Source organism: Edaphocola aurantiacus, assembly GCF_019797745.1.
GTDB lineage: Bacteria > Bacteroidota > Bacteroidia > Chitinophagales > Chitinophagaceae > Edaphocola > Edaphocola aurantiacus.
In genome coordinates, this window is sequence record NZ_VOSI01000002.1 from 845,506 (window position 1) to 865,731 (window position 20,226).

15 protein-coding genes are annotated in these 20,226 nt (G+C 43.8%); 9 read left to right on the forward strand and 6 right to left on the reverse strand.

Annotated features, from left to right (window positions below; all coding sequences use genetic code 11):
* Positions 1-17 precede the first annotated feature (17 nt).
* The 4 genes from FTD44_RS08205 (at position 18) to obgE (ending at position 3,843) form a co-directional block, all read left to right on the forward strand.
* Positions 18-713, forward strand: coding sequence for a DUF4198 domain-containing protein (locus FTD44_RS08205; protein WP_222165989.1), 696 nt, complete (start codon positions 18-20; stop codon positions 711-713).
* 50 nt (positions 714-763) lie between these two features.
* The gene (locus FTD44_RS08210) at positions 764-2,089 is read left to right on the forward strand and encodes a UDP-glucose dehydrogenase family protein (RefSeq protein WP_222165990.1); all 1,326 of its coding nucleotides are present in this window, start codon (positions 764-766) and stop codon (positions 2,087-2,089) included.
* A 61-nt stretch (positions 2,090-2,150) separates the two neighbouring features.
* Entirely contained in the window at positions 2,151-2,735 is a 585-nt protein-coding gene (locus FTD44_RS08215; protein ID WP_129020523.1) for an adenylate kinase, read from the forward strand.
* A 112-nt stretch (positions 2,736-2,847) separates the two neighbouring features.
* Complete coding sequence (obgE, locus tag FTD44_RS08220; protein WP_222165991.1) at positions 2,848-3,843, forward strand: GTPase ObgE; 996 nt, start codon at positions 2,848-2,850, stop codon at positions 3,841-3,843.
* Between the two features lie 48 nt (positions 3,844-3,891).
* On the opposite strand, the gene FTD44_RS08225 is transcribed toward obgE, so the two are convergent.
* The 3 genes from FTD44_RS08225 to FTD44_RS08230 all read right to left on the reverse strand — a co-directional run bounded on the left by FTD44_RS08225 (position 3,892) and on the right by FTD44_RS08230 (position 5,557).
* Entirely contained in the window at positions 3,892-4,434 is a 543-nt protein-coding gene (locus tag FTD44_RS08225) for a lipocalin family protein (RefSeq protein WP_222165992.1), read from the reverse strand.
* A 63-nt stretch (positions 4,435-4,497) separates the two neighbouring features.
* Positions 4,498-4,620: a hypothetical protein gene (locus FTD44_RS16140; protein WP_262901664.1), complete on the reverse strand. Its 123-nt coding sequence runs from the start codon at positions 4,618-4,620 to the stop codon at positions 4,498-4,500.
* A gap of 97 nt (positions 4,621-4,717) precedes the next feature.
* The gene (locus FTD44_RS08230; protein WP_222165993.1) at positions 4,718-5,557 is read right to left on the reverse strand and encodes a T9SS type A sorting domain-containing protein; all 840 of its coding nucleotides are present in this window, start codon (positions 5,555-5,557) and stop codon (positions 4,718-4,720) included.
* Positions 5,558-5,748: 191 nt separating this feature from the next.
* Between FTD44_RS08230 and FTD44_RS08235 the strand changes: the two genes are divergently transcribed.
* From FTD44_RS08235 to FTD44_RS08250, 4 genes are all read left to right on the forward strand, one after another.
* The gene (locus tag FTD44_RS08235; RefSeq protein ID WP_222165994.1) at positions 5,749-7,884 is read left to right on the forward strand and encodes a M3 family metallopeptidase; all 2,136 of its coding nucleotides are present in this window, start codon (positions 5,749-5,751) and stop codon (positions 7,882-7,884) included.
* 169 nt (positions 7,885-8,053) lie between these two features.
* Positions 8,054-9,565: a DUF6600 domain-containing protein gene (locus FTD44_RS08240; RefSeq protein WP_222165995.1), complete on the forward strand. Its 1,512-nt coding sequence runs from the start codon at positions 8,054-8,056 to the stop codon at positions 9,563-9,565.
* Between the two features lie 253 nt (positions 9,566-9,818).
* The gene (locus tag FTD44_RS08245) at positions 9,819-11,336 is read left to right on the forward strand and encodes an SUMF1/EgtB/PvdO family nonheme iron enzyme (protein WP_222165996.1); all 1,518 of its coding nucleotides are present in this window, start codon (positions 9,819-9,821) and stop codon (positions 11,334-11,336) included.
* 84 nt (positions 11,337-11,420) lie between these two features.
* On the forward strand, positions 11,421-12,215 hold the full coding sequence (locus FTD44_RS08250; RefSeq protein ID WP_222165997.1) for a tetratricopeptide repeat protein: 795 nt from the start codon (positions 11,421-11,423) through the stop codon (positions 12,213-12,215).
* 45 nt (positions 12,216-12,260) lie between these two features.
* Here the strand turns inward: FTD44_RS08250 and FTD44_RS08255 are convergent, their stop codons facing one another.
* The 3 genes from FTD44_RS08255 to FTD44_RS08265 all read right to left on the reverse strand — a co-directional run bounded on the left by FTD44_RS08255 (position 12,261) and on the right by FTD44_RS08265 (position 16,261).
* A complete protein-coding gene (locus FTD44_RS08255; RefSeq protein WP_222165998.1) occupies positions 12,261-13,793 on the reverse strand; it encodes a sodium:solute symporter in 1,533 nt (510 codons plus the stop codon).
* A gap of 71 nt (positions 13,794-13,864) precedes the next feature.
* Positions 13,865-14,551, reverse strand: coding sequence for a hypothetical protein (locus tag FTD44_RS08260; protein ID WP_222165999.1), 687 nt, complete (start codon positions 14,549-14,551; stop codon positions 13,865-13,867).
* A gap of 30 nt (positions 14,552-14,581) precedes the next feature.
* Complete coding sequence (locus FTD44_RS08265) at positions 14,582-16,261, reverse strand: peptide MFS transporter (protein WP_222166000.1); 1,680 nt, start codon at positions 16,259-16,261, stop codon at positions 14,582-14,584.
* Between the two features lie 142 nt (positions 16,262-16,403).
* Here FTD44_RS08265 and FTD44_RS08270 point away from each other — a divergent pair, with 142 nt between their 5' ends.
* On the forward strand, positions 16,404-20,153 hold the full coding sequence (locus FTD44_RS08270) for a DEAD/DEAH box helicase (RefSeq protein WP_222166001.1): 3,750 nt from the start codon (positions 16,404-16,406) through the stop codon (positions 20,151-20,153).
* The last annotated feature ends 73 nt before the right edge of the window (positions 20,154-20,226 follow it).

Below are 20,226 nucleotides of genomic sequence, written 5' to 3' on the forward strand. Positions count from 1 at the left end.
ATTTAAAAATTATAACAATGAACTTCAGATCTTTAGCCATTACGTTGCTTTTAGTGATCACGCAACTCTTTGCCCATGCACATACCATCTGGATAGAAGCATCTAATAAAGGACAGGTAGGAAAAGAACAGCAGGTTAAAATATTCTTTGGTGAGTACAGCGATGGAAAACCTACTAAAACAGCAAAATGGTTTTCAGACCTGAAAGACTATAAACTGATGATGACAGCCCCGGATGGCAAAGTTACGGAGCTGAACAAAAACCAGGATTCTACATTCTATTTTGCCAACTTCACACCGGATCAGGAAGGTGTATATACTTTCTGGCTGGATCATGAGGTGAAAGATGTATTTAAAGACATGAAAATCACCTATACTGCTGGTACATATATTTCGGTGAAAGGCAAGCAGCAGGCTATTGTTGGAAAAGGCCGCTACCAGGTGGTGTTGCCCAATGCACAAAAAAGTAATGCCATTATCGTTTTGAAAGATGGTAAGCCACATGCCGGAGAAACTGTAAACCTGGAGCAGGTGGGTAATAAAGACGGTATACAGGTACAAACCGACAAAGACGGTAAGCTGGTATTGCCTAAAGGACTGAAAGGAAACTATCTGCTGGAACTGTCTACACCTACCAAAGTGGACAATGGTATACACAACGGTAAAGAGTACAAAACGCATTACCTGAATTATACTTATTTATTGGAACTGTAGGGTAGAAAAATGCCGTTAAAAACCTTTATTTTTACGCAAATTTTATCTTAATGAAAGTTATCGTAGTCGGAACCGGATACGTAGGATTAGTGACTGGAGCCTGTTTGGCAGATGTGGGGGTAGAAGTGTGCTGCATTGATATAGATGTACAAAAAACAGAAAATCTTAAGAAAGGCATATTGCCTATATATGAACCCGGGCTGGATGTTATTGTAAAAAATAATTTCGAGAGAGGAAGGCTGACCTTCAGTACAGACCTGGCAGCACATATCAAAGGTGCCGATGCGATCTTTATCTGTGTAGGAACTCCTCCGGGAGAGGATGGCAGTGCCGACATGAAATATGTATTGCAGGTAGCCTCAGACATCGGCAGCAGTATTGAAGATTATGTACTGGTGATTACCAAGAGTACCGTACCGGTTGGTTCTTCGCATAAAGTACGCAAAGCCATTTCGGACCAGCTTCAGGCAAGAGGTGCTCAGATCGATTTTGATGTAGCATCCAATCCTGAATTTCTTAAAGAGGGCGCAGCGATAAAGGACTTTATGAGTCCTGATCGTATTGTGGTAGGTATAGACAGTGATCGTGCCAAAGAAGTGATCGATACGATTTACAAACCTTTCCTGTTAAACGGTTACCGTATCCTGTATATGGATATTCCATCTGCAGAGATGACCAAGTATGCTGCTAATGCTATGCTGGCCACCCGCATTTCTTTTATGAATGATGTGGCAAATCTCTGTGAGCTGGTGGGGGCAAATATTAATCATGTTCGTAACGGAATCGGTACCGATCCGCGCATTGGCAAGAAGTTTCTGTATGCCGGTGTGGGTTATGGAGGTTCCTGTTTCCCGAAAGATGTAAAGGCACTGATCCAGATTGGTCTGGAACATAATAAACCTATGCGTTTACTGGAATCGGTAGAAGCCATTAATGAAGACCAGAAAACGGTATTGTTTGAAAAAATATCCCGCTATTTTGATCATCAGCTGGCCGGAAGGACAATCGCCGTTTGGGGTTTAGCCTTCAAGCCGAATACTGACGATATGCGTGAAGCACCATCGCTGGTACTGATCGAAGCATTGACCCGGGCTGGAGCCAGGGTAAGGGCATTTGATCCGGTAGCTGTTGCAGAAGCCAAACATTTGCTGGGTGATAATGATAAAGTACATTTCTGTAATGATGTGTATGAAACAGTTGAGGAGGCAGATGCCATAGCACTCGTTACAGAGTGGAATGAATTCCGACTGCCGAACTGGGACAAAATCAAAGAAACCCTGAAGACTGCAGTGATCTTCGACGGTCGTAATATCTATGATGATGTGCAGCTGGCTAAGGAGGGATTCACCTATTTCGGAATCGGTAACAGGGGCTAGCTTTGGGTGTTTAAGCATATTTACGTAAATTTGTCACCGCATCGTTAAAAACAGTACATATATGTTCAATCTTATTCTCTTTGGTCCTCCCGGAAGCGGAAAAGGCACACAATCTACCAATCTGATCCAAACGTACGGTTTGCAGCACCTGTCTACCGGCGATCTGCTGAGAGACGAAATCAGCCGTGAAACAAACCTGGGTTTAGAGGCAAAGAAATTTATGGATGCAGGGCAGCTCGTTCCGGATGCAGTAGTGATCGGCATGATCGGTTCCAAACTGGACGAACACCCTAATACAAGAGGTTTCATTTTTGACGGATTCCCGCGTACAACTGCACAGGCAGAGGCATTAGATAACCTGCTGGCACTGAAAAAGACAAACATCTCTGTATTATTGTCTCTGGAAGTACCTGAGGAAGAACTGAAGCAACGCCTGGTATTGAGAGGCGAGGTGTCTGGCCGCAGCGACGATAATGAAGAAGTAATTCAGAAACGTATTGCAGAATATAAAGCCAAAACAGAACCGGTAGCGAACTACTACGAGACTCAGGGTAAACTGGAGCGTATCAAAGGTGTCGGTACTATCGAAGAGATCTTCGGTCTTTTGCGCAACCAGGTAGAAAAGTTCATTTTACCACAAGAATAAAGCAAGAATTACGGTAATATAACCGGGAATTAAAAATAATATAGCATCTTTGCAAAAAGAACTCAATAAAGCCTTCTGAGACAGAAGGCTTTATTGTTGAAATTGGGTGATTATGGAAAAAGCGAATTTTGTTGATTACATCCGGATCTTTTGCCGTTCCGGAAAGGGAGGCGCCGGTAGTATGCACTTTATGCGGACTAAATTTAATGCGAAAGCCGGTCCTGACGGAGGTGACGGAGGTCGTGGTGCGCACATTATTCTGAGAGGGAACAGCCAGCTCTGGACATTGCTGCACCTGCGTTATTATAAAAATGTACTGGCGGAGAACGGTGAGAATGGTAGTGGTAATAACAGCAGCGGAAAACAAGGTAAAGACATTATCATAGAAGTGCCTTTAGGTACCATTGCAAAAGATGCAGAGACTGGTGAGATAGAAGCCGAAATCCTGGAGCATGGTCAGGAAGTGATCTGGGTAAGAGGTGGTCGTGGAGGCTTGGGTAACTCTAATTTTAAGTCCGCAACAAACCAGACACCGGAGTATGCACAACCGGGTGAAATGGGTGTAGAAGGGTATAAATACCTTGAGCTGAAAGTATTGGCAGATGTAGGTCTTGTAGGATTCCCAAATGCTGGTAAGTCTACTTTATTGTCGACGATCTCGGAAGCAAGACCTAAGGTAGCGAACTATGCATTTACTACACTTACCCCTAACCTGGGTATTGTTCCGTACAGAGATCACTTATCTTTCTGTATGGCCGATCTGCCGGGAATTATTGAAGGTGCCGCAGAAGGTAAAGGTCTGGGCCATCGATTCCTGCGCCATATCGAGCGTAACTCCGTATTATTGTTCCTGATACCGGCCGATAGCGACAATCATCGTAAAGAATTTGAGATCCTGTATAACGAACTGGAAAAATATAATCCGGAACTGTTGCACAAGAAGATGATCATCGCCATCAGTAAAAGCGATATGCTGGATGATGAACTGAAAAAAGAGATTGCTAAAGAACTGCCGGAGCATATACCGCACTTATTCTTCTCTTCTGTAGCCCAGCAAGGGGTAATGCAGTTGAAAGATGTGCTGTGGCAGGCCTTAAACGAAGCATAACAGTATAATCAGTAATTAAAAAGAGCGTACCATATTGGTACGCTCTTTTTAATTATGTTCTACCCAGATCAGGTCTTCGGTCATATAACCAATGCTTCCGGCTAGCTTCAGATATTGCTGTTTGATATTTTCCGGTATAGATGGTGTACGGGATAAGATCCAGAGATAATCCAGGCTCTCACCGGCAACAAGCGCGTATTGATAGTCCTTGTCTATGGCTATTACGTTATAACCCGAATAGAAAGGACCGAAGAATGATACTTTCAACGCTGCCGTTTTATCATCTTCACGGAACTTTGCTTTGCCGGTCGAAGACTTGAACTTGCCTGCAGTCGTATCATACCCTCGATTAAATACCCTTATTTTTCCATCATCACGAAGGCTGTACTCTGCAGTGACATTATTCATGTTTTTTTCGAAACGATAGTCAAAGCGGGCAATCTCATACCATTTGCCCAGGTATTTTTCTTTATTGAAGTTAGTAACCGGTTGGGCTTTTGCAGGTTTTTGAGCCTTTACATTATTATAGAGCAGTAAGCCTCCGACTACAGCCCCCAGGCCACCAATAAGCCAGATTTTGCGATTATTCATAACATTGGTTTTGGTCTTTTACGAAAGTAGACCATATTCTTAAATAACATGTTATAGAAAATCTTAAAATTTATGATCCTCTTGTTCTGCTTCTTTTACGCCGGATAGAAAATTTATAGTTCCCGTTTTCCATTTTGAAGAGGCCCAGCCCATAGCCTCAATGCACCATTCAGTAATACGGATCATGATTGTTTTAAATACAGAAGTAAAAACATAAAGCTACATAGAAATAAAAAAGGATCGTCAATTGACGATCCTTTTAATGAGGTATTAACGGTTAAGCTTATTTAGCGATGTTGAATTTGCTAACTGCTTTGTTTTCTTCTGTAACTAACTCGATAGAGTAAGTACCGTTAGGTAAAGAAGAGATATTCACGTTGAAAGATTGTTTACCAACGTTTTGTTTACCGTAAGATTGTGTATATACTTCACGACCAGTGATGTCTAATACTCTTACAGTAGCAGTTGCGCTTTTCTTGAAGTTGTAATCAAAGTTTACGTTATTGCTTGCTGGGTTAGGATAAACAACCAGAGCTTCTTTGAAATGTTTGTCTTTGATGATATCAACGATACCTGTAGTACCACATTTATCAGTAGCACCGCTACCGATAACGATATTGTTTGCTGCGTTGATGTTGTTACCAGAGAAAGCTGCTTTTAAATCAGCAACAGTTGTAGCAGCATTGAAAGCAGCTAAATCGAAACCACCATCATTAAATACAGCTAAATCCTGATCAAATCCGAAGATAGAAATCCAAGTACAGATTTTAGCATCGTTTGGAATAGGAGTGTTTGTAGATTTGATTAATGGTAAAGTGAATGTATCTTTCTGACCAGCAGGAATGTTTGCAGGAGGATAAGAAACAGAAGTGATTGTTGTGCTTAAACCTAAGAATCCGATATCAATGAAAGAAGTCAGGGTATCAGTTACTTCGATTGCCTCAGTACCATTGTTGCTTACTTCGATAGCTAATAACAGAGTATCTCCGTTAGCCAGGTTAGCAAATGTTTGGTTAGTTACTGGATGTAAGTATCTTACGCCCAGATCGATGTCTTTTTGTTGTGCGTTTGCGCCTGTAACGAATGCACCTAATAATGCAAGGCTTGTAAAGATTTTTTTCATGCTTTTTCTGTTTAAATAATTTTTTTGAGCCCCAAATATAGAAGCTTTTTTTGGAGTGGCAAAGGCTTTTATATACCATGATTGTTAAAGTGCAATGAATAGTATGTTTTTTTTATTTAAACAATTCGACATCTGTGCGGCAAAATTATTATCAGGGAAGCCGTAACTTTATGGCCTAAAAAAATCGAATAATGAATACTACTCAAATATTGGTATGCATCGCTGCGGCCGGAGCTGCAGCCGGTTGTAATACTGCTAAAAAGAGCCAGACGGCCGACTATAAAGCTATGAATAATCCGTTTTTTGCAAAGAGCCCTTTACAATATCAGGCACCACAGTTTGATAAAATCAAAACAGAACATTTCAAACCTGCATTTGATCTGGGAATGAAAATGCAGAATGAAGAAATCGCTAAAATAGCGGCTGATAAAGAAGCACCAACTTTTAAAAATACGATACTGGCACTGGAGTTAAGCGGAGCGGTATACAAGCGTGCTTTGAGTGTATTCTACAACTTTACCAGCGCCAATACCAGTCCTGAAATTCAGGCACTGGAACAGGAGTATGCTCCAAAATTCTCTGCACATAAAGATGGTATCTACCTGAACGAGGCATTGTTTGCACGCATCAGCAAACTGTACGGCAACCGCTTTTCGCTGGGGCTGGATACTGAAGATAAAAAACTGCTGGAGTATTATTATGAGCAGTTCACTATGGCCGGTGCTAATCTTTCTGCTACTGCCAAAGAGCAAATGAAAAAACTGAATGAACAGGAAGCCGGTCTGATCGCCAGTTACACGTCAAAACTCCTTGCAGCCCGTAAGGCAGGAGGTGTATTTTTTGACCAGGCATCAGAACTGGATGGCCTGAGTGCAGAAGAGCTGGAGGCAGCACAGAATGATGCAAAAGCAGCGGGTAAAGAAGGTAAGTACTTATTAGCCCTGCAGAATACAACACAACAACCATTACTGCAAAATCTTAAAAACCGCGCTACCCGCGAAAAGCTTTATAAAGCCTCATGGACCCGCGCAGAGAAAGGTGATGCGAATGATACCCGCAGCCTGATTGAACAGATCGCAAAACTGCGTTTGCAGAAGGCAAAGCTGATGGGTAAACCAAACTATGCTGCCTGGAAACTGCAGGATCAAATGGCCAAAACTCCTGAAGCGGCAGAAGAAATGCTGAAACAGATTGCCACTCCTGCGGTAGCGAAAGCCCGTAAAGAAGCACAGGCATTGCAGGAACTGATCGATCAGCAGAAAGGCGGATTCAAACTGGAGCCTTGGGACTGGAACTTCTATGCAGAGCAATTGCGTAAAGCACAGTATGACCTGGATGAAAGTGAGATTAAGCCTTACTTTGAAGTAACTACAGTCCTGGAGAAAGGTGTATTCTTTGCGGCTGAAAAATTGTATGGTGTTACCTTCAAAAAACGCTCCGATATTCCGGTATACCATCCTGATGTAGTGGCTTATGAAGTGTTTGACAGAGATGGTAAATCCATTGCGATTTATTACCTGGACTTCTACACCCGCGATAATAAATCTGGTGGTGCATGGATGAGCAATTATGTAGATCAGTCTTATGTGCTGGGACAGAAACCGGTTATTGTAAATGTATTCAACTATCAGAAGCCGGCTCCCGGTCGTCCTTCTCTGATCAGTTATGATGATGTGACCACTATGTTCCATGAGTTCGGACACTCTATTCACGGACTGTTTGCCAGCCAGAAATATGTATCTCTGTCCGGAACTTCCGTGGCGAGAGACTTTGTAGAGTTCCCTTCTCAGATCAACGAACATTGGGCACTGGAGCCAAGCGTATTGAAAAATTATGCACTCCATTACCAGACCAAACAACCAATTCCGGAAGCACTGGTTGCTAAAATGAAAAAAGCAGCTACGTTCAACCAGGGATATAATATGACCGAGCTGGCTGCTGCAGCAGCACTGGATCTGGAATGGCACAGTATTACTGATGAAAGCCAGGTAACCAGTGCCAATGAATTTGAACGTAAAGCACTGGAGCATGTAGGCCTGCTGGTGTCTGAAGTGCCTCCTCGCTACCATTCACCGTATTTCCTGCATATCTGGGGTAATGGATATTCTGCAGGTTACTACGCCTATATCTGGTCAGAGATCCTGGATAATGATGCTTACGACTGGTTTAAAGCCAATGGCGGACTAACCCGTGCTAACGGTGACCGCTTCCGTCAGTATATTTTATCTGTAGGTAATACCATAGACCTGAACGATGCCTTTAAAAACTTCACCGGGCATAAAGCAGATATCAAACCATTGTTACGCAACCGTGGATTTATCGATTAAGTCAAGTGATTAAGCTTTAATAGTAAAGGGGTGCCGGTAAGGTACCCCTTTCGCATTTTTTAAAAACAGTTCATTAACGAATTATTATATCCATCTGACTAAACCTGTTAACACAATACACGTCTATGTATCATAATTGATTTGCAAAAACTTGTATAAATACTAAACGATGAGAAACATACTTCAAAAATACAGAACACTGGCTTTAGGCACTGCCCTGGGAATGGCAGCTTTGATCGGAACCGGTACTAAGGCGAGCGCCCAATATAACGAGGACTATAATTATAACAACAATTATAATAACGGATATAATAACAACAACAACGGGTATAACAATGGTTATAACCAGGGTGGTTACCAGGACGATAATTATAATAACAATGGGTACAATAGTTATAACAATGACTATATGGCCTTCTATAATGACCTTGCCCCTCACGGACAATGGTTCAGTGATCCGCAGTACGGTATGGTGTGGAGCCCGCGCGTAGGTCGTGATTTCTCCCCATATCAGACTAACGGTTATTGGGCTATGACCCAGTACGGTAATACCTGGATGAGTAATTACTCCTGGGGATGGGCCGCCTTCCACTACGGAAGATGGACGTATGACTCCTATTATGGCTGGATCTGGATTCCGGGCAATGAATGGGGACCGGCATGGGTAAACTGGCGTAGCGGTGGCGGATATTATGGCTGGGCTCCTTTAGGTCCTGGTGTTTCTATCAGCATGTCATTCGGCTTCAATGCTCCTATGAACTGGTGGACATTCGTTCCGATGGGTAATATTTATTACACAGGAGGCTACAATCGTTATTATAACCGTGGTAATGTTTATAATATCTATAACAATACTACCGTTATCAACAACTATAACAACTACGGCGGCAGAAATTACATTGTAGGACCAAGCCGTGGCGATGTAGAGCGTTCTGTACGCAGATCCGTTACGGTATACAACCTGTCTGATCGTAATGGCGGAGGGCGTAGTTATGTAAGAGGTGGAAATATCGAAATGTATCGTCCTAATGTGAATAACGTTGTGCGCAGTACCAATGCAAGAAGTATTGATACCCGTAATGTTAAAACCATTAACAGAGGCGACCGTGCTAATCCCGGACAAGGAACACAAAACCCGATAAGAAACAATAATAATAATGGTGTACGTACACCAGGTAATACAAATAGTTATGATCGTGGCAACCGTCCTGATCCACAGATGAATAATGGCGGCTATCAACGCAGAACAGATGCTCCGGCACCTAACCGTAGTGTAACACCTACTCCTGCACCGGCTCCGAACAGGATGATGGATAACAATAATAATCGTATCGATCGTTCAAGAGAGGTGCGTATGCAGCAGCCACAACCGCAGCAGGCACCAAACCGAATGATGGACAATAACAATAATAACCGTATTGACCGTTCAAGAGAAGTGCGTATGCAACAGCAACAGCAGGCTCCGGCACCTCAGCGTATGAGTCAGCCTGCGCCATCAAGAAGCTATGAACGCGCTCCGCAGTCAATGCCGCAACGCCAGCAAGCTGCACCGGCACCACAACGTCAGCAATTTGAATCAAGACCTGCTCCTTCAATGCAACGCTCAGCCCCGGAACGCTCATCCGGCAACAGTGCTCCTTCAAGAGGCGGTGGAAATATGGACAGAGGTTTCAGACGTTAACGATAAGAGATCAAATAATCGTTTGGAAAACACTGGAAAACGATAAATAATTTAGGTTATTTATCGTTTTTTTGTTCCATAATCATTAATATTGTGAGGCGTTGACAGAGCGTCTGTTGGCACAGTTGGGAATTTTAAAAAAAATTTAGAAAATATTAGCAAAGGCTTTGCATTTCTAAAAGAAAGTTATATTATTGTATCGCTTTTCGGTATATTTTTTATCGAAACAATGTAAAATAAACATTAATAACAGATGAAAAGAGCACTATTTGGTATTAGTTTGCTAAGTGTAGGTTTCGCTACAGTATTGACATCATGTTCTTCTAATAAAGGAAGAGGAGTTTCCGAAAAAACGGGCTGGAACTACAATGACTCTCGTTTGGGTGGTTTTTCTGCTGCGCAGAATTACAAGGGTATGCAAACCGGTCCCGGATTAGTATTTATCGAAGGTGGTAGCTTTGTAATGGGACAAACGGATGAAGATCTGTATTATACAAAAAACAACACTCCACGCAGAGTAACTGTTTCTTCTTTCTACATGGATGAAACCGAAGTAGCAAACGTACACTACCGTGAATATATTTACTGGTTACAACGTGCTTATGGTGCCGATTATCCGGATGTGGTAGATGCTGCTAAACCAGACGAAACAGTTTGGCGCTCTTCTTTATCATACAACGAGCCTTACGTTCAATACTACTTCAATCACGCTGCATACGATCAGTATCCTGTAGTAGGCGTTACCTGGGATCAGGCTAACGATTATGCTAAATGGCGTTCTGACAGGGTGAACGAGCAAATCCTGATGAAAAACGGATTGCTGAAGAAAAACCCTAACCAGGTGAATGAAGATGTATTTACTTCTGAAACATACGTAAACGGTCAGTACCTGGGTTCTCAAGGACGTACCAAGCAAAGAGATCTGGATCCTACAGGTTCCGGTTCAAGACCAACCAACTATGCTGATGGTATGTTACTGCCTAACTACCGTCTGCCAACAGAAGCAGAGTGGGAATTTGCTGCACTGGGTGCAATCGCAAACAACCCTTCTCCTCGCAGCAAACGCAGCCGTGGTGAAGAAGCTTTTACAGATCGTCAATCCAACACATGGGGTGATATCCGTTCAGTAAGATACCAGGAGAAAAATGCTCAGAAAGGTGAAATGCTGGCTAACTTCAAACGCAAAAGCGGAGACTACGGTGGTGTTACCGGCGGTCTGAACGATAACTCTTTCGGTCCTGCTGATGTACATAAATACTTACCGAATGCTAACGGTTTATATAACATGGCGGGTAACGTAAATGAGTGGTGTATGGATGTTTACCGTGCAACTTCTTTACAAGACTTTAGCGATTATCGTCCGGTTGTAGGTGGTGATAAATTCACTAAGAGAAAAATCGAAAGCGATTATACTATCACTGAAAAAGATAGCTTAGGTCGCGAAGTAAGAGTTGATATCGATTCTACTGACTTAGCTGGTCAATACAACAGAGATTACAAGAAAGCAGATAACAGAGATGTTCTGGAAAATGAAGGCCAATACCGTTATGACTATGGCAGACAAAGCTTGATCAACAACGATAGCCGTGTAATCAAAGGTGGTTCATGGAGCGATAACTACTACTGGTTAAGCCCTGGTACAAGACGTTTCCAACAAGCAAATCAACCAACTGCTACTACAGGTTTCCGTTGTATCATGGACAGATTAGGAAGCACTATCTTAGATGCTCCTTCTGGAAACTCTTTCAAAGCGTCAAAAAAACGTAGATAAGACTAAGGTGGCAACATCTTTACCATATAAATACCCCTTCCGTTCAGGAAGGGGTATTCTTTTATATACAAACCCGCTATGCTCATGAAATGTATTACTTTATCAGCAGTATTCTTAATGGTAGCCCCATTGGTAGCCACCGCACAGGACTCCAGACAGGAAAAGATACAGCAAGAGGCGCTTAATTGTGCACAGCAGTACAATTATAACACCAATATGCGCGCCTGGCAGGATTGCCTGGATAAGGGCCTTGCACAGGATAGTACGATTGCATATCTATGGCAGCAGAAAGCCATGCCATATTTCAAATGTCGTAAATATGAGGTAGGTATGGGTTATCTCGATAAAGCAGTACATTATGACCGGGAGCGGTGGCTTCCTTACAGGGGTTTTATCAAGTGCATATTTCAGAAGAATTATGCCGGAGCCATTGCAGACCTGGAAGCCTGTATTGCTGAATATGGAAATGGCTATGTTATGGATCATTCCTATGCCTTTTATATAGCCATCAGTCAGCTGCAGCTAAATCGCTTTGCAGAGGCAGAAGTGCTGCTGCGCGCCTATACAGAAGAGCAGGAAGTCAAACGCGGTAAAGACCGCGTACACCACCTGGGCCTGTTTTACTGGGGTATTGCACAATTTGAATTGGGTAATATGGATGAGGCCCTAAAACATTTTAATGAGGCCCTGCGCTTGTACCCTAATTTTCCGGATGCGGCATACTACCGTGCTATATGTCTTAAAAGGCAGGGCGCCCCGGCTGAGAAGGTGGAAAAGCTATACAACAAGGCTGTAGAAGATGCGAAGAATGGATATACGATAAATGAAGATAATGCTATTTACGAAACCTATCCTTACCAGGTTCGTTGGCCGAAATAAAGAAGGGGACTCAATATGAGTCCCCTTCTTACTATGATAAGCTTTTTATGCTGTTTTGATGGGCAGATTAGCCTTATGGCTTACGATCAGCAAGCCCAGGAAAGTAATCAGGCCATTAATAATAATCAGTTCGACACCGATGGCGTAATGACTATAAGCCGAAACAAGTGCATTGATGATATAAGTCAGCACAGGAGCCAGCAGCGTTACCGTTAGAATAGCATACTTGCGGTCGATCTGCCTTTTGGTAAATATACCGAAAGCAAATAAGCCCAGTAAGGGTCCGTAGGTATAGCCTGCGACCTCCATGATGAGGTATACAATCGACTTATTGTTGATTGCTTTAAAGATCATGATCAGGACAAAGAAGAGTACGGTAAAAATCAGGTGGATACGGATCCTTAACTTCTTTTTCTGACTTTCTGTTTTAGAAGTATCTTCATTAAGCTTCAGCAGATCTACACAATAAGAGCTGGTTACCGCCGTTAAGGCGCCATCTGCAGAAGGAAAGAGTGCCGAGATCAGCCCAATGATGAAAATAACCGAAATGATCATAGGGAAGTGACCTTGCAGGGATAGTGCCGGGAACAGGTCATCTCCCATTACACTGGCTCCGCCGGAGCCCAAGACAAATCCTTTGTCGATATAATGTCCGCCTTGCTGCTGTGCATATAAATAAAGTAAACCACCCAGGAAGAGGAACGCAAGATTCACGATCAGCAAAATGCCGGCAAAACTGAGCATATTCTTCTTGGCATTGCGCAGGTTATTAACCGAGATGTTTTTTTGCATCATCTCCTGGTCCAGCCCGGTCATCGTAATGGTAATGAACATACCCCCGAGGATCGTTTTCAGGAAATATGTTTTGGCGTTCATGTCCAGGTTCAGTACGCGGGTATACGCCTTTTCCTGCAATTGACCGAAAGCCTCACCGGCAGACAGATCCAGGGAGTGCAGGATATAAATAATACAGGCAATAAGACTGATGATCATGAAAGAAGTCTGCAGGGTATCAGTAATAACAATCGTCTTCACCCCGCCTTCAAAGGTGTATAAAAGCACCATCAGCAGCAGTACCAGCGAAGTAACCCAGAATGGTACACCCAGCGGCTCCAGCAGGAAGATCTGCAGCACATTGACCACCAGGTACAGTCGCGCTGTTGCACCGATGCTACGGGATATAATGAAGAAAATAGAACCGATCTTGTGTGCTTCCACATTAAACCGTTTGCCGAGATAAGTGTAGATCGATGTCAGGTTCATCCGGTAATAAAGCGGGAGCAGTACTGCCGCTACGATAAAGTACCCGATGAAGAAACCAATCACCATCATATAGTACTCAAAGCCACCATAGGGATACATGCCCGAAGTCATTTTGCCCACCGTGCCCGGTACCGAAATAAAAGTAACACCACTCAGGCTGGTACCGATCATACCGAAGGCAACCAGCATCCAGTTACTGTTGCGGTTACCGATAAAAAACGATTCGTTGTTAGAATTGCGTGCTGTATAAAAGGAAACACCCAACAGCAGTGCAAAGTAGGCCAGAATGATCAGCAGAAGTAAAGTTGCGTTCATTTGTGTATAAACAAAAAGGTAAATGAAAAGCGTACCATATGTCTGGTACGCTTTTATATAGGTAAAATAAATTAGAAGCCGATACCAAACCCGATAACCGGTTGTATCGATCCGTAGTACGGACTGGCAACAGTTCCCTGGTACCATCCGTTGGAAGAGGTTACTGTTTTAGTCGTCTGGTTTTGCAGTACATCGTAGTACAATCCTATGTACATACTGATGCGCTCAGATACAGGCAGTCTGTACCCGGCACCCACAAGCAGAGAAGGAAGATCATACCTGATGCTAACCTTTTCCTTGCCCGATCCGCCGGCTACCCGTGCCGCATCAGTCCAGCGGGTGCTGGAGAAGTGATGCTCATATTGCACCTGCACAAAAAACTGATTAAAAACGTTATATCTGACCCAGGCTCCAGGAGATACCATAGATGACTGTAGTGCAGACGTTTCGTAACGGTTTGTTGTGGTGTTGTAATACTGTTTGTACTGCCCGTCTCTGTAGTAGAGATAGCCCAGGCTTACACCAGCCAACAGATTATTGGTCAGTTTATAGCCTACCATAGGGGAAATGCCCGCCATAAAAGTGCTGTTGGCAAAGCCCAGAGATAAGCCACCACCGATGACAATGCGTTGCGGATCGAAACCCGAAGCATTATTTTTAGGCTTACTGTTATGGCCACCACTGCTGTAGCGCTCCTGCGCCTGACTGGCCGAAAGTCCGAGCAATAATCCTGCAAGGACAAATAGTATTTTCTTCATGATTCTTAATTTATAACAGATCTTCTATACTTATCTAACGCCTTTTTCCTTCATTACCTGATTCAGCCACTTTAATAAAACAAATCCTATGGCTGCAGAGACCAGTAATAGTCCGCAGTTAACAATAAAGAAATTCGCTTTATTATCGTACTGGTACCAGGTATTGGCCAGGATACCGCTTAATTTATTACCGATTGACGTGGAGAGGAAAAATCCTCCCATCATCAGGGCTGTAAGGCGGGATGGGCTCAATTTAGATACCAAAGATAAGCCCATTGGACTTAAAAACAGCTCTCCGACCGTAATAACTCCATAACAGCCAATCAGCCATAATGCAGATACTTTCTCCATACCATTATTACTGTAGTACACGGCAGCTACCATGACCAGTGCGGACAATGCGGAGATAAACATACCCCAGGCAATCTTGGCCGGCGTGGTCGGTTCCCGCTTCCTGCGACGCAGCATTGCGAAGAAGGCTACAACAAGTGGTGTCAGCGAAACAACCCAGAACGGATTTATAGACTGGAACAGCTCCGTATTCATCACCGAGATCGGCTGACCATCGGTCGGGATACTTTCCGGACGTGCATTTTTGAAATATACATCGTGATCAACTACCTTGATCACTTTGCCCAGCTCATCTTTCTGTGCACGGAACTGGTAATCGTACAGGGTTACCGTATCTTTTACAGAAGGTACTTTTTCTGCCAGGTATAATTTATTGGCCGCATCTTCTACACCGCCGGTTACCTGACGATCGGTATAGTATTTGGCCCAACGGGTCAGTACAGTACCATTTTGTTTAAATACTGCCCAGAACATAATGCTCACCGCAAATATGGCCAGCAGGGCAGCAATAGGTCTCTTATCACTGCCTGTTGCACGTGCATACAGGCTGATGAAGAAAATAATAACAGGAATACAGGCAAAAATGAAGGCATCCGAACTGTCACTACCAAAGATATTATTCGGGATCATCCAGCCTAAAGCACCAACCACGATGGCCGGCAGGAATACGTACAGCAGCACCTGGCTGATACCTACATCACCTTTTTCTGTAGGCTTCAGTATATTGGCATGGCGATAATGCTTCAGTCCGATAGTGAATACCAGCAGGCCCACAAACATACCTACACCGGCAGTTAGGAAGGCTGCACTCCATCCGTATTTATTACGCATAAAGGCCGCGATGATATTACATACAAAAGCACCAATGTTGATACCCATGTAGAAAATGTTGAAACCCGCATCCTTCTTATCTTTATACTGTTCTTCAGAATAAAGATTACCCAATAGTGTAGAGATACTGGGTTTGAAGAATCCGTTACCGATTACAATGAGGGCAATAGAGGTAAAGAAGGCCCCCTCCTGGTGAATGCTCAGGCCCATATAACCCAGGCCCATCAGTACACCACCTATATACACAGAATTAATATAGCCCAGTTTGCGATCGGCCAGGAAGCCGCCGAGGAATGGGGTCAGGTAAGTAAATGCAATAAAAGTACCGAAGATGTCTTCTGCTTTTACATCAGGGAACTGCCAGCCACCGCTTTTAGTATCGATCATGTACAGCAGGAATATACCCAGCATCAGGTAATATCCGAATCGTTCCCACATCTCTGTCAGGAAGAGGAAAGGTAAGCCCTTTGGGTGATTTTTGCCCTGGGTAGCCGGTCGGCCGCCGGAGGTATCATTTGTAGTCGCCATAGATAAAGTCAATGATTAGCTTGCTAAAATAATAAAATAACGCTAAAAAGCCCGAAATATACGGTCGGGTAAGGTACGATGATCTTTTTGCCAGCTTTTTTACCTAACTTTGTCGCTTGCTTTTTTTTGACCAATTTATATCATGTCCTTACCCGAAATACTGAAACATATTTATCACAATGCAACCGATGAAGTAATCCGAAGAGGAAAGAAAATATTTCATACTTCCGGGGTGCAAATGCTGGAAAACGATCCGTTGACCGAACAGGTGGCGTTTCGTGTGCGGAATGATGTGTATAACAATTTCTACAAGGTAACGATCAGTAACTACCTGCAACCGGGTAAATTATCTATGCGTTGTCAGTGTCCCTATAACATGGGACCTGTATGCCGCCACCAGGCCGCAGCCTTATTCCAGTTGAACGATCTGCTGCAAAGCGGATTTTTCGAACATGCCCATATTGATTATAACCAGGAGCATACTACTGTACGTATGCGCCAGATCACGGCCAACTTTTTAAAACTATTCTCTTCAGAATCCATTACTGCTATTGCGGAAGACTGGTATGCCGAGAATCGTATTAACATCATCGAAGCACAGGACGAAGCTGTAAGAGCGGAGGTGATTGACGATGAGTCCCGTAAATTTACGGTGATCATCAAGCAGAACGAGGAGCGCTATTTTGATACCTCCTGTAGCTGTGCCGAAAAGAACTACCCTTTATGTATCCATAAAGTGTCTGTCTTCCTGGAGATCCTGTATAAACATGGAGCCAATTATTTCAGCTCTCTGCGCAACTGGGATACGCAGAAAAATAAACTGCTGGCACTCTACGGATATACGGTTGATGATGACCTGACCGGGAAGTTTGAATTCTCCTATCATGAAGGAAAACCTTTCCTGCGTGTTCTGGATAAAACAATCAAGAAACTGGACTTTAATGCTGCAGGCAAGCCTGTAGCGCCGGAGCCGGTTAAGGAAGCGACCTCTTCTATAAGAGAAGAGCGTAAGAAGCTGGGTGTGCTTATCCGCAACATCAGTGATTATTATCCATACACTTCTTTTGACCTGGTAGCCGGTGTGCCTACTGCCGAGGGAGATGCGTATGAGCGAAATATAGAGCCGGTACTGTATAACCAGTACATTGATCCTATCTTCCTCGATGACCGGGAGAAGATCCTCATTACTGCATTGCGTAAGCAAAGCCCCGATGAGCTGGTAAAATGGCTGAAGAAAAACTCGCCTTTCGGGGATTTCCTGGATGGTGTAGACAAAGACCTGCGCAATAACCCGAACAATGATCTGAAGCAGCAGGTATGGGACTTTACCATTCCGCGCTATCAGCGACTGTTTGCACAGTATAAAGATTATCCGTTTATCTATTACGCCCGCAAAAAGGACAGCCTGAAACCGGCAGATCTGGTTAAGTGTGCCTTTAGCGAGCAGGTATTTACGGCACATATTGATGCAAAACCATTTAAAGCGGGTGTAAATGTCTCTCTGCAGATCTCTATCGCAGACCAGATATTGAATATAGATGAAGTAGAGTTACTGAACGCAGGACTGGTATTGTATAAAAATACTTTCCATACGATCGGTAATATAGATACTATTGATATCATCGCGAAGTTTGATAAATCCGGCGTGATGTATATTGGTAAAGCAGAATGGAGCAAGTTTCTGGAAGAAACACTGATGCCGCTTTCTGCCAAAACAACCATACACTTCCACGAGAAATTGCAGGAACGTGTGGTCGCTGAAGAGCCTAAGTACAAACTGTACCTGAAAGAATCTGACAAGATGATGGCCTTTAAACCGGCCTTCTCTTATGCCGGTATTGAAAAGCACTGGCTGGATACCTCTTCAGCAGTAAGTGCCCGTAATGGTAAAGTAGTGGTGTATGAGCGTAACGAAGCCTCAGAGCAGACCTTCCTCAACCTACTGCGTTACCTGCACCCTTCTATGCAGGAGAGCCGTAAATCTCAGTCCTTCCTTTTGCTGGCAACAGAAGCGCTGAAAGGTAGCTGGTACTTCCATTTTATGGATACCCTTAAGGAGCAGGATGTAGAGATCATCGGTTACGAAAACCTGAAACAGATGCGCATCAACCCGCATAAGCCGATCACCAATCTGAATATGAAGAGCGGTATCGACTGGTTTGATGTAGAACTGACGGTATCCTTTGGAGACCAGCAGGTGACCGTAAATGAGGTAAAGAAAGCCCTGAGCAAGAAGCAAACGTATGTGCAGCTGAAAGACGGTAGTATGGGTTTATTCACCGATGAGTGGATGGACAAATATGCCCTGATGCTGAAGCTGGGACAGGTGAAGGACGGAAGCGTGCGCCTGAAAAAATTCCACTTCTCTGCGCTGGAAGGCCTGCAGGAAGAACTGGGACCAAATGAAGAATTACAGGATCTGTACGAGAAAAAAGAGCGCCTGATCAATTATGAATTTGATGAGACGACACCGGCAGAGATCCCGGATAATGTACATGCTACACTGAGACCGTATCAGCAGGCTGCATTCAAATGGATGACCTTCCTGAATGAGACCGGTTGGGGTGGTATCCTGGCAGATGACATGGGTCTGGGTAAAACCCTGCAAACACTGACCTTCATGCAATCATACCAGAACAAGCAACCGGATTCCAAATTTCTGGTTATTTGTCCTACGTCCCTGATGCATAACTGGTCCAGTGAGATAAAGAAATTTACCCCTGACCTGAAAAGCATGATGCATCATGGTTCGAAGAGAAACAGCAAAGTGTCTGACTTCGATCCGTTCCATGTAATCATTACCACATACGGTACACTGCGTAGCGATATTAAAATGCTGCAGCAGATCAACTTTGATTATGTGGTGATGGATGAATCACAAGCGATCAAGAACCCGATATCACTGGTGGCCAAAGCGGCATTGCAACTGCAATCCAAAAACCGCCTGGCATTGAGTGGTACTCCGGTACAGAATAATACATTTGACCTGTATGCACAGATGAACTTCCTGAACCCGGGTATGTTCGGCTCAATCGACTTCTTCCGTAATGAATTTGCGACGCCGATTGATAAGAACCAGGAGGAAGAGGTGAAAGTGCAGCTGCGTAAAATGATCCATCCGTTCCTGTTACGCCGTACCAAAGAGCAGGTAGCACCTGATCTTCCGGAAAAAGTAGAGACCGTACTCTTCTGTGAAATGGGTACTAAGCAAAGGAAAATATACGATGCATACCGTGCCGAATATCGCTCCAAGATCCTGGGCGAGATAGAGGCAAAAGGTATTGAGCGTGCACAGATGAGTATCCTGCATGGTCTGATGAAACTGCGTCAGATCTGTGACTCACCGGCTATCCTGAATGAAGCAGAGAAATTTGAAAACCACTCTGTGAAAATCGATGAACTGGTGCGTGAGATCAGTGAGAATACAGGTAACCACAAGGCCCTGATCTTCTCTCAGTTCCTGGGTATGCTGGGGCTGATCCGTGATCAGCTGGAGAAACTGGGTATCCCTTATGTGTATTTCGATGGAGGTACTTCAATGACCGAAAGAGAGAAAGCCATTAATGAATTCCAGAACAGTGACGATTGTCGTGTGTTCCTGATCTCCCTTAAAGCAGGTGGTGTGGGTCTGAACCTTACCGCAGCCGATTATGTATACATCGTAGATCCTTGGTGGAACCCTGCAGTAGAGCAGCAAGCCATTGACCGTACGCACCGTATCGGGCAGACCAAGAGCATCTTTGCATATCGCCTGATCTGTAAGGATACTATCGAGGAAAAAATCATGATGTTACAGGAGCGTAAGCTGAACCTGGTAAAAGACCTGATTGCCGATGATAGTGGCTTCCTGAAAAAACTGACCAAAGAAGATATCTCTTACTTACTGAGTTAATATATTTTGATCTGAACTTAAAGGGGGTGCCGGCGGCACCCCCTTTTTACATATACATTATCCCGGAAATGTT

Excerpts from the sequence above, each read along its gene's own strand:
- FTD44_RS08215 (WP_129020523.1), top strand. The coding sequence starts at position 2,151 with ATGTTCAATCTTATTCTCTTTGGTCCTCCCGGAAGCGGAAAAGGCACA.
- FTD44_RS08230 (WP_222165993.1), bottom strand. The coding sequence starts at position 5,557 with ATGAAAAAAATCTTTACAAGCCTTGCATTATTAGGTGCATTCGTTACA.
- FTD44_RS08205 (WP_222165989.1), top strand. The coding sequence starts at position 18 with ATGAACTTCAGATCTTTAGCCATTACGTTGCTTTTAGTGATCACGCAA.
- FTD44_RS08265 (WP_222166000.1), bottom strand. The coding sequence starts at position 16,261 with ATGGCGACTACAAATGATACCTCCGGCGGCCGACCGGCTACCCAGGGC.
- FTD44_RS08260 (WP_222165999.1), bottom strand. The coding sequence starts at position 14,551 with ATGAAGAAAATACTATTTGTCCTTGCAGGATTATTGCTCGGACTTTCG.
- FTD44_RS16140 (WP_262901664.1), bottom strand. The coding sequence starts at position 4,620 with ATGATCCGTATTACTGAATGGTGCATTGAGGCTATGGGCTGGGCCTCT.
- FTD44_RS08210 (WP_222165990.1), top strand. The coding sequence starts at position 764 with ATGAAAGTTATCGTAGTCGGAACCGGATACGTAGGATTAGTGACTGGA.
- FTD44_RS08235 (WP_222165994.1), top strand. The coding sequence starts at position 5,749 with ATGAATACTACTCAAATATTGGTATGCATCGCTGCGGCCGGAGCTGCA.
- FTD44_RS08245 (WP_222165996.1), top strand. The coding sequence starts at position 9,819 with ATGAAAAGAGCACTATTTGGTATTAGTTTGCTAAGTGTAGGTTTCGCT.
- obgE (WP_222165991.1), top strand. The coding sequence starts at position 2,848 with ATGGAAAAAGCGAATTTTGTTGATTACATCCGGATCTTTTGCCGTTCC.
- FTD44_RS08250 (WP_222165997.1), top strand. The coding sequence starts at position 11,421 with ATGAAATGTATTACTTTATCAGCAGTATTCTTAATGGTAGCCCCATTG.
- FTD44_RS08255 (WP_222165998.1), bottom strand. The coding sequence starts at position 13,793 with ATGAACGCAACTTTACTTCTGCTGATCATTCTGGCCTACTTTGCACTG.
- FTD44_RS08225 (WP_222165992.1), bottom strand. The coding sequence starts at position 4,434 with ATGAATAATCGCAAAATCTGGCTTATTGGTGGCCTGGGGGCTGTAGTC.
- FTD44_RS08270 (WP_222166001.1), top strand. The coding sequence starts at position 16,404 with ATGTCCTTACCCGAAATACTGAAACATATTTATCACAATGCAACCGAT.
- FTD44_RS08240 (WP_222165995.1), top strand. The coding sequence starts at position 8,054 with ATGAGAAACATACTTCAAAAATACAGAACACTGGCTTTAGGCACTGCC.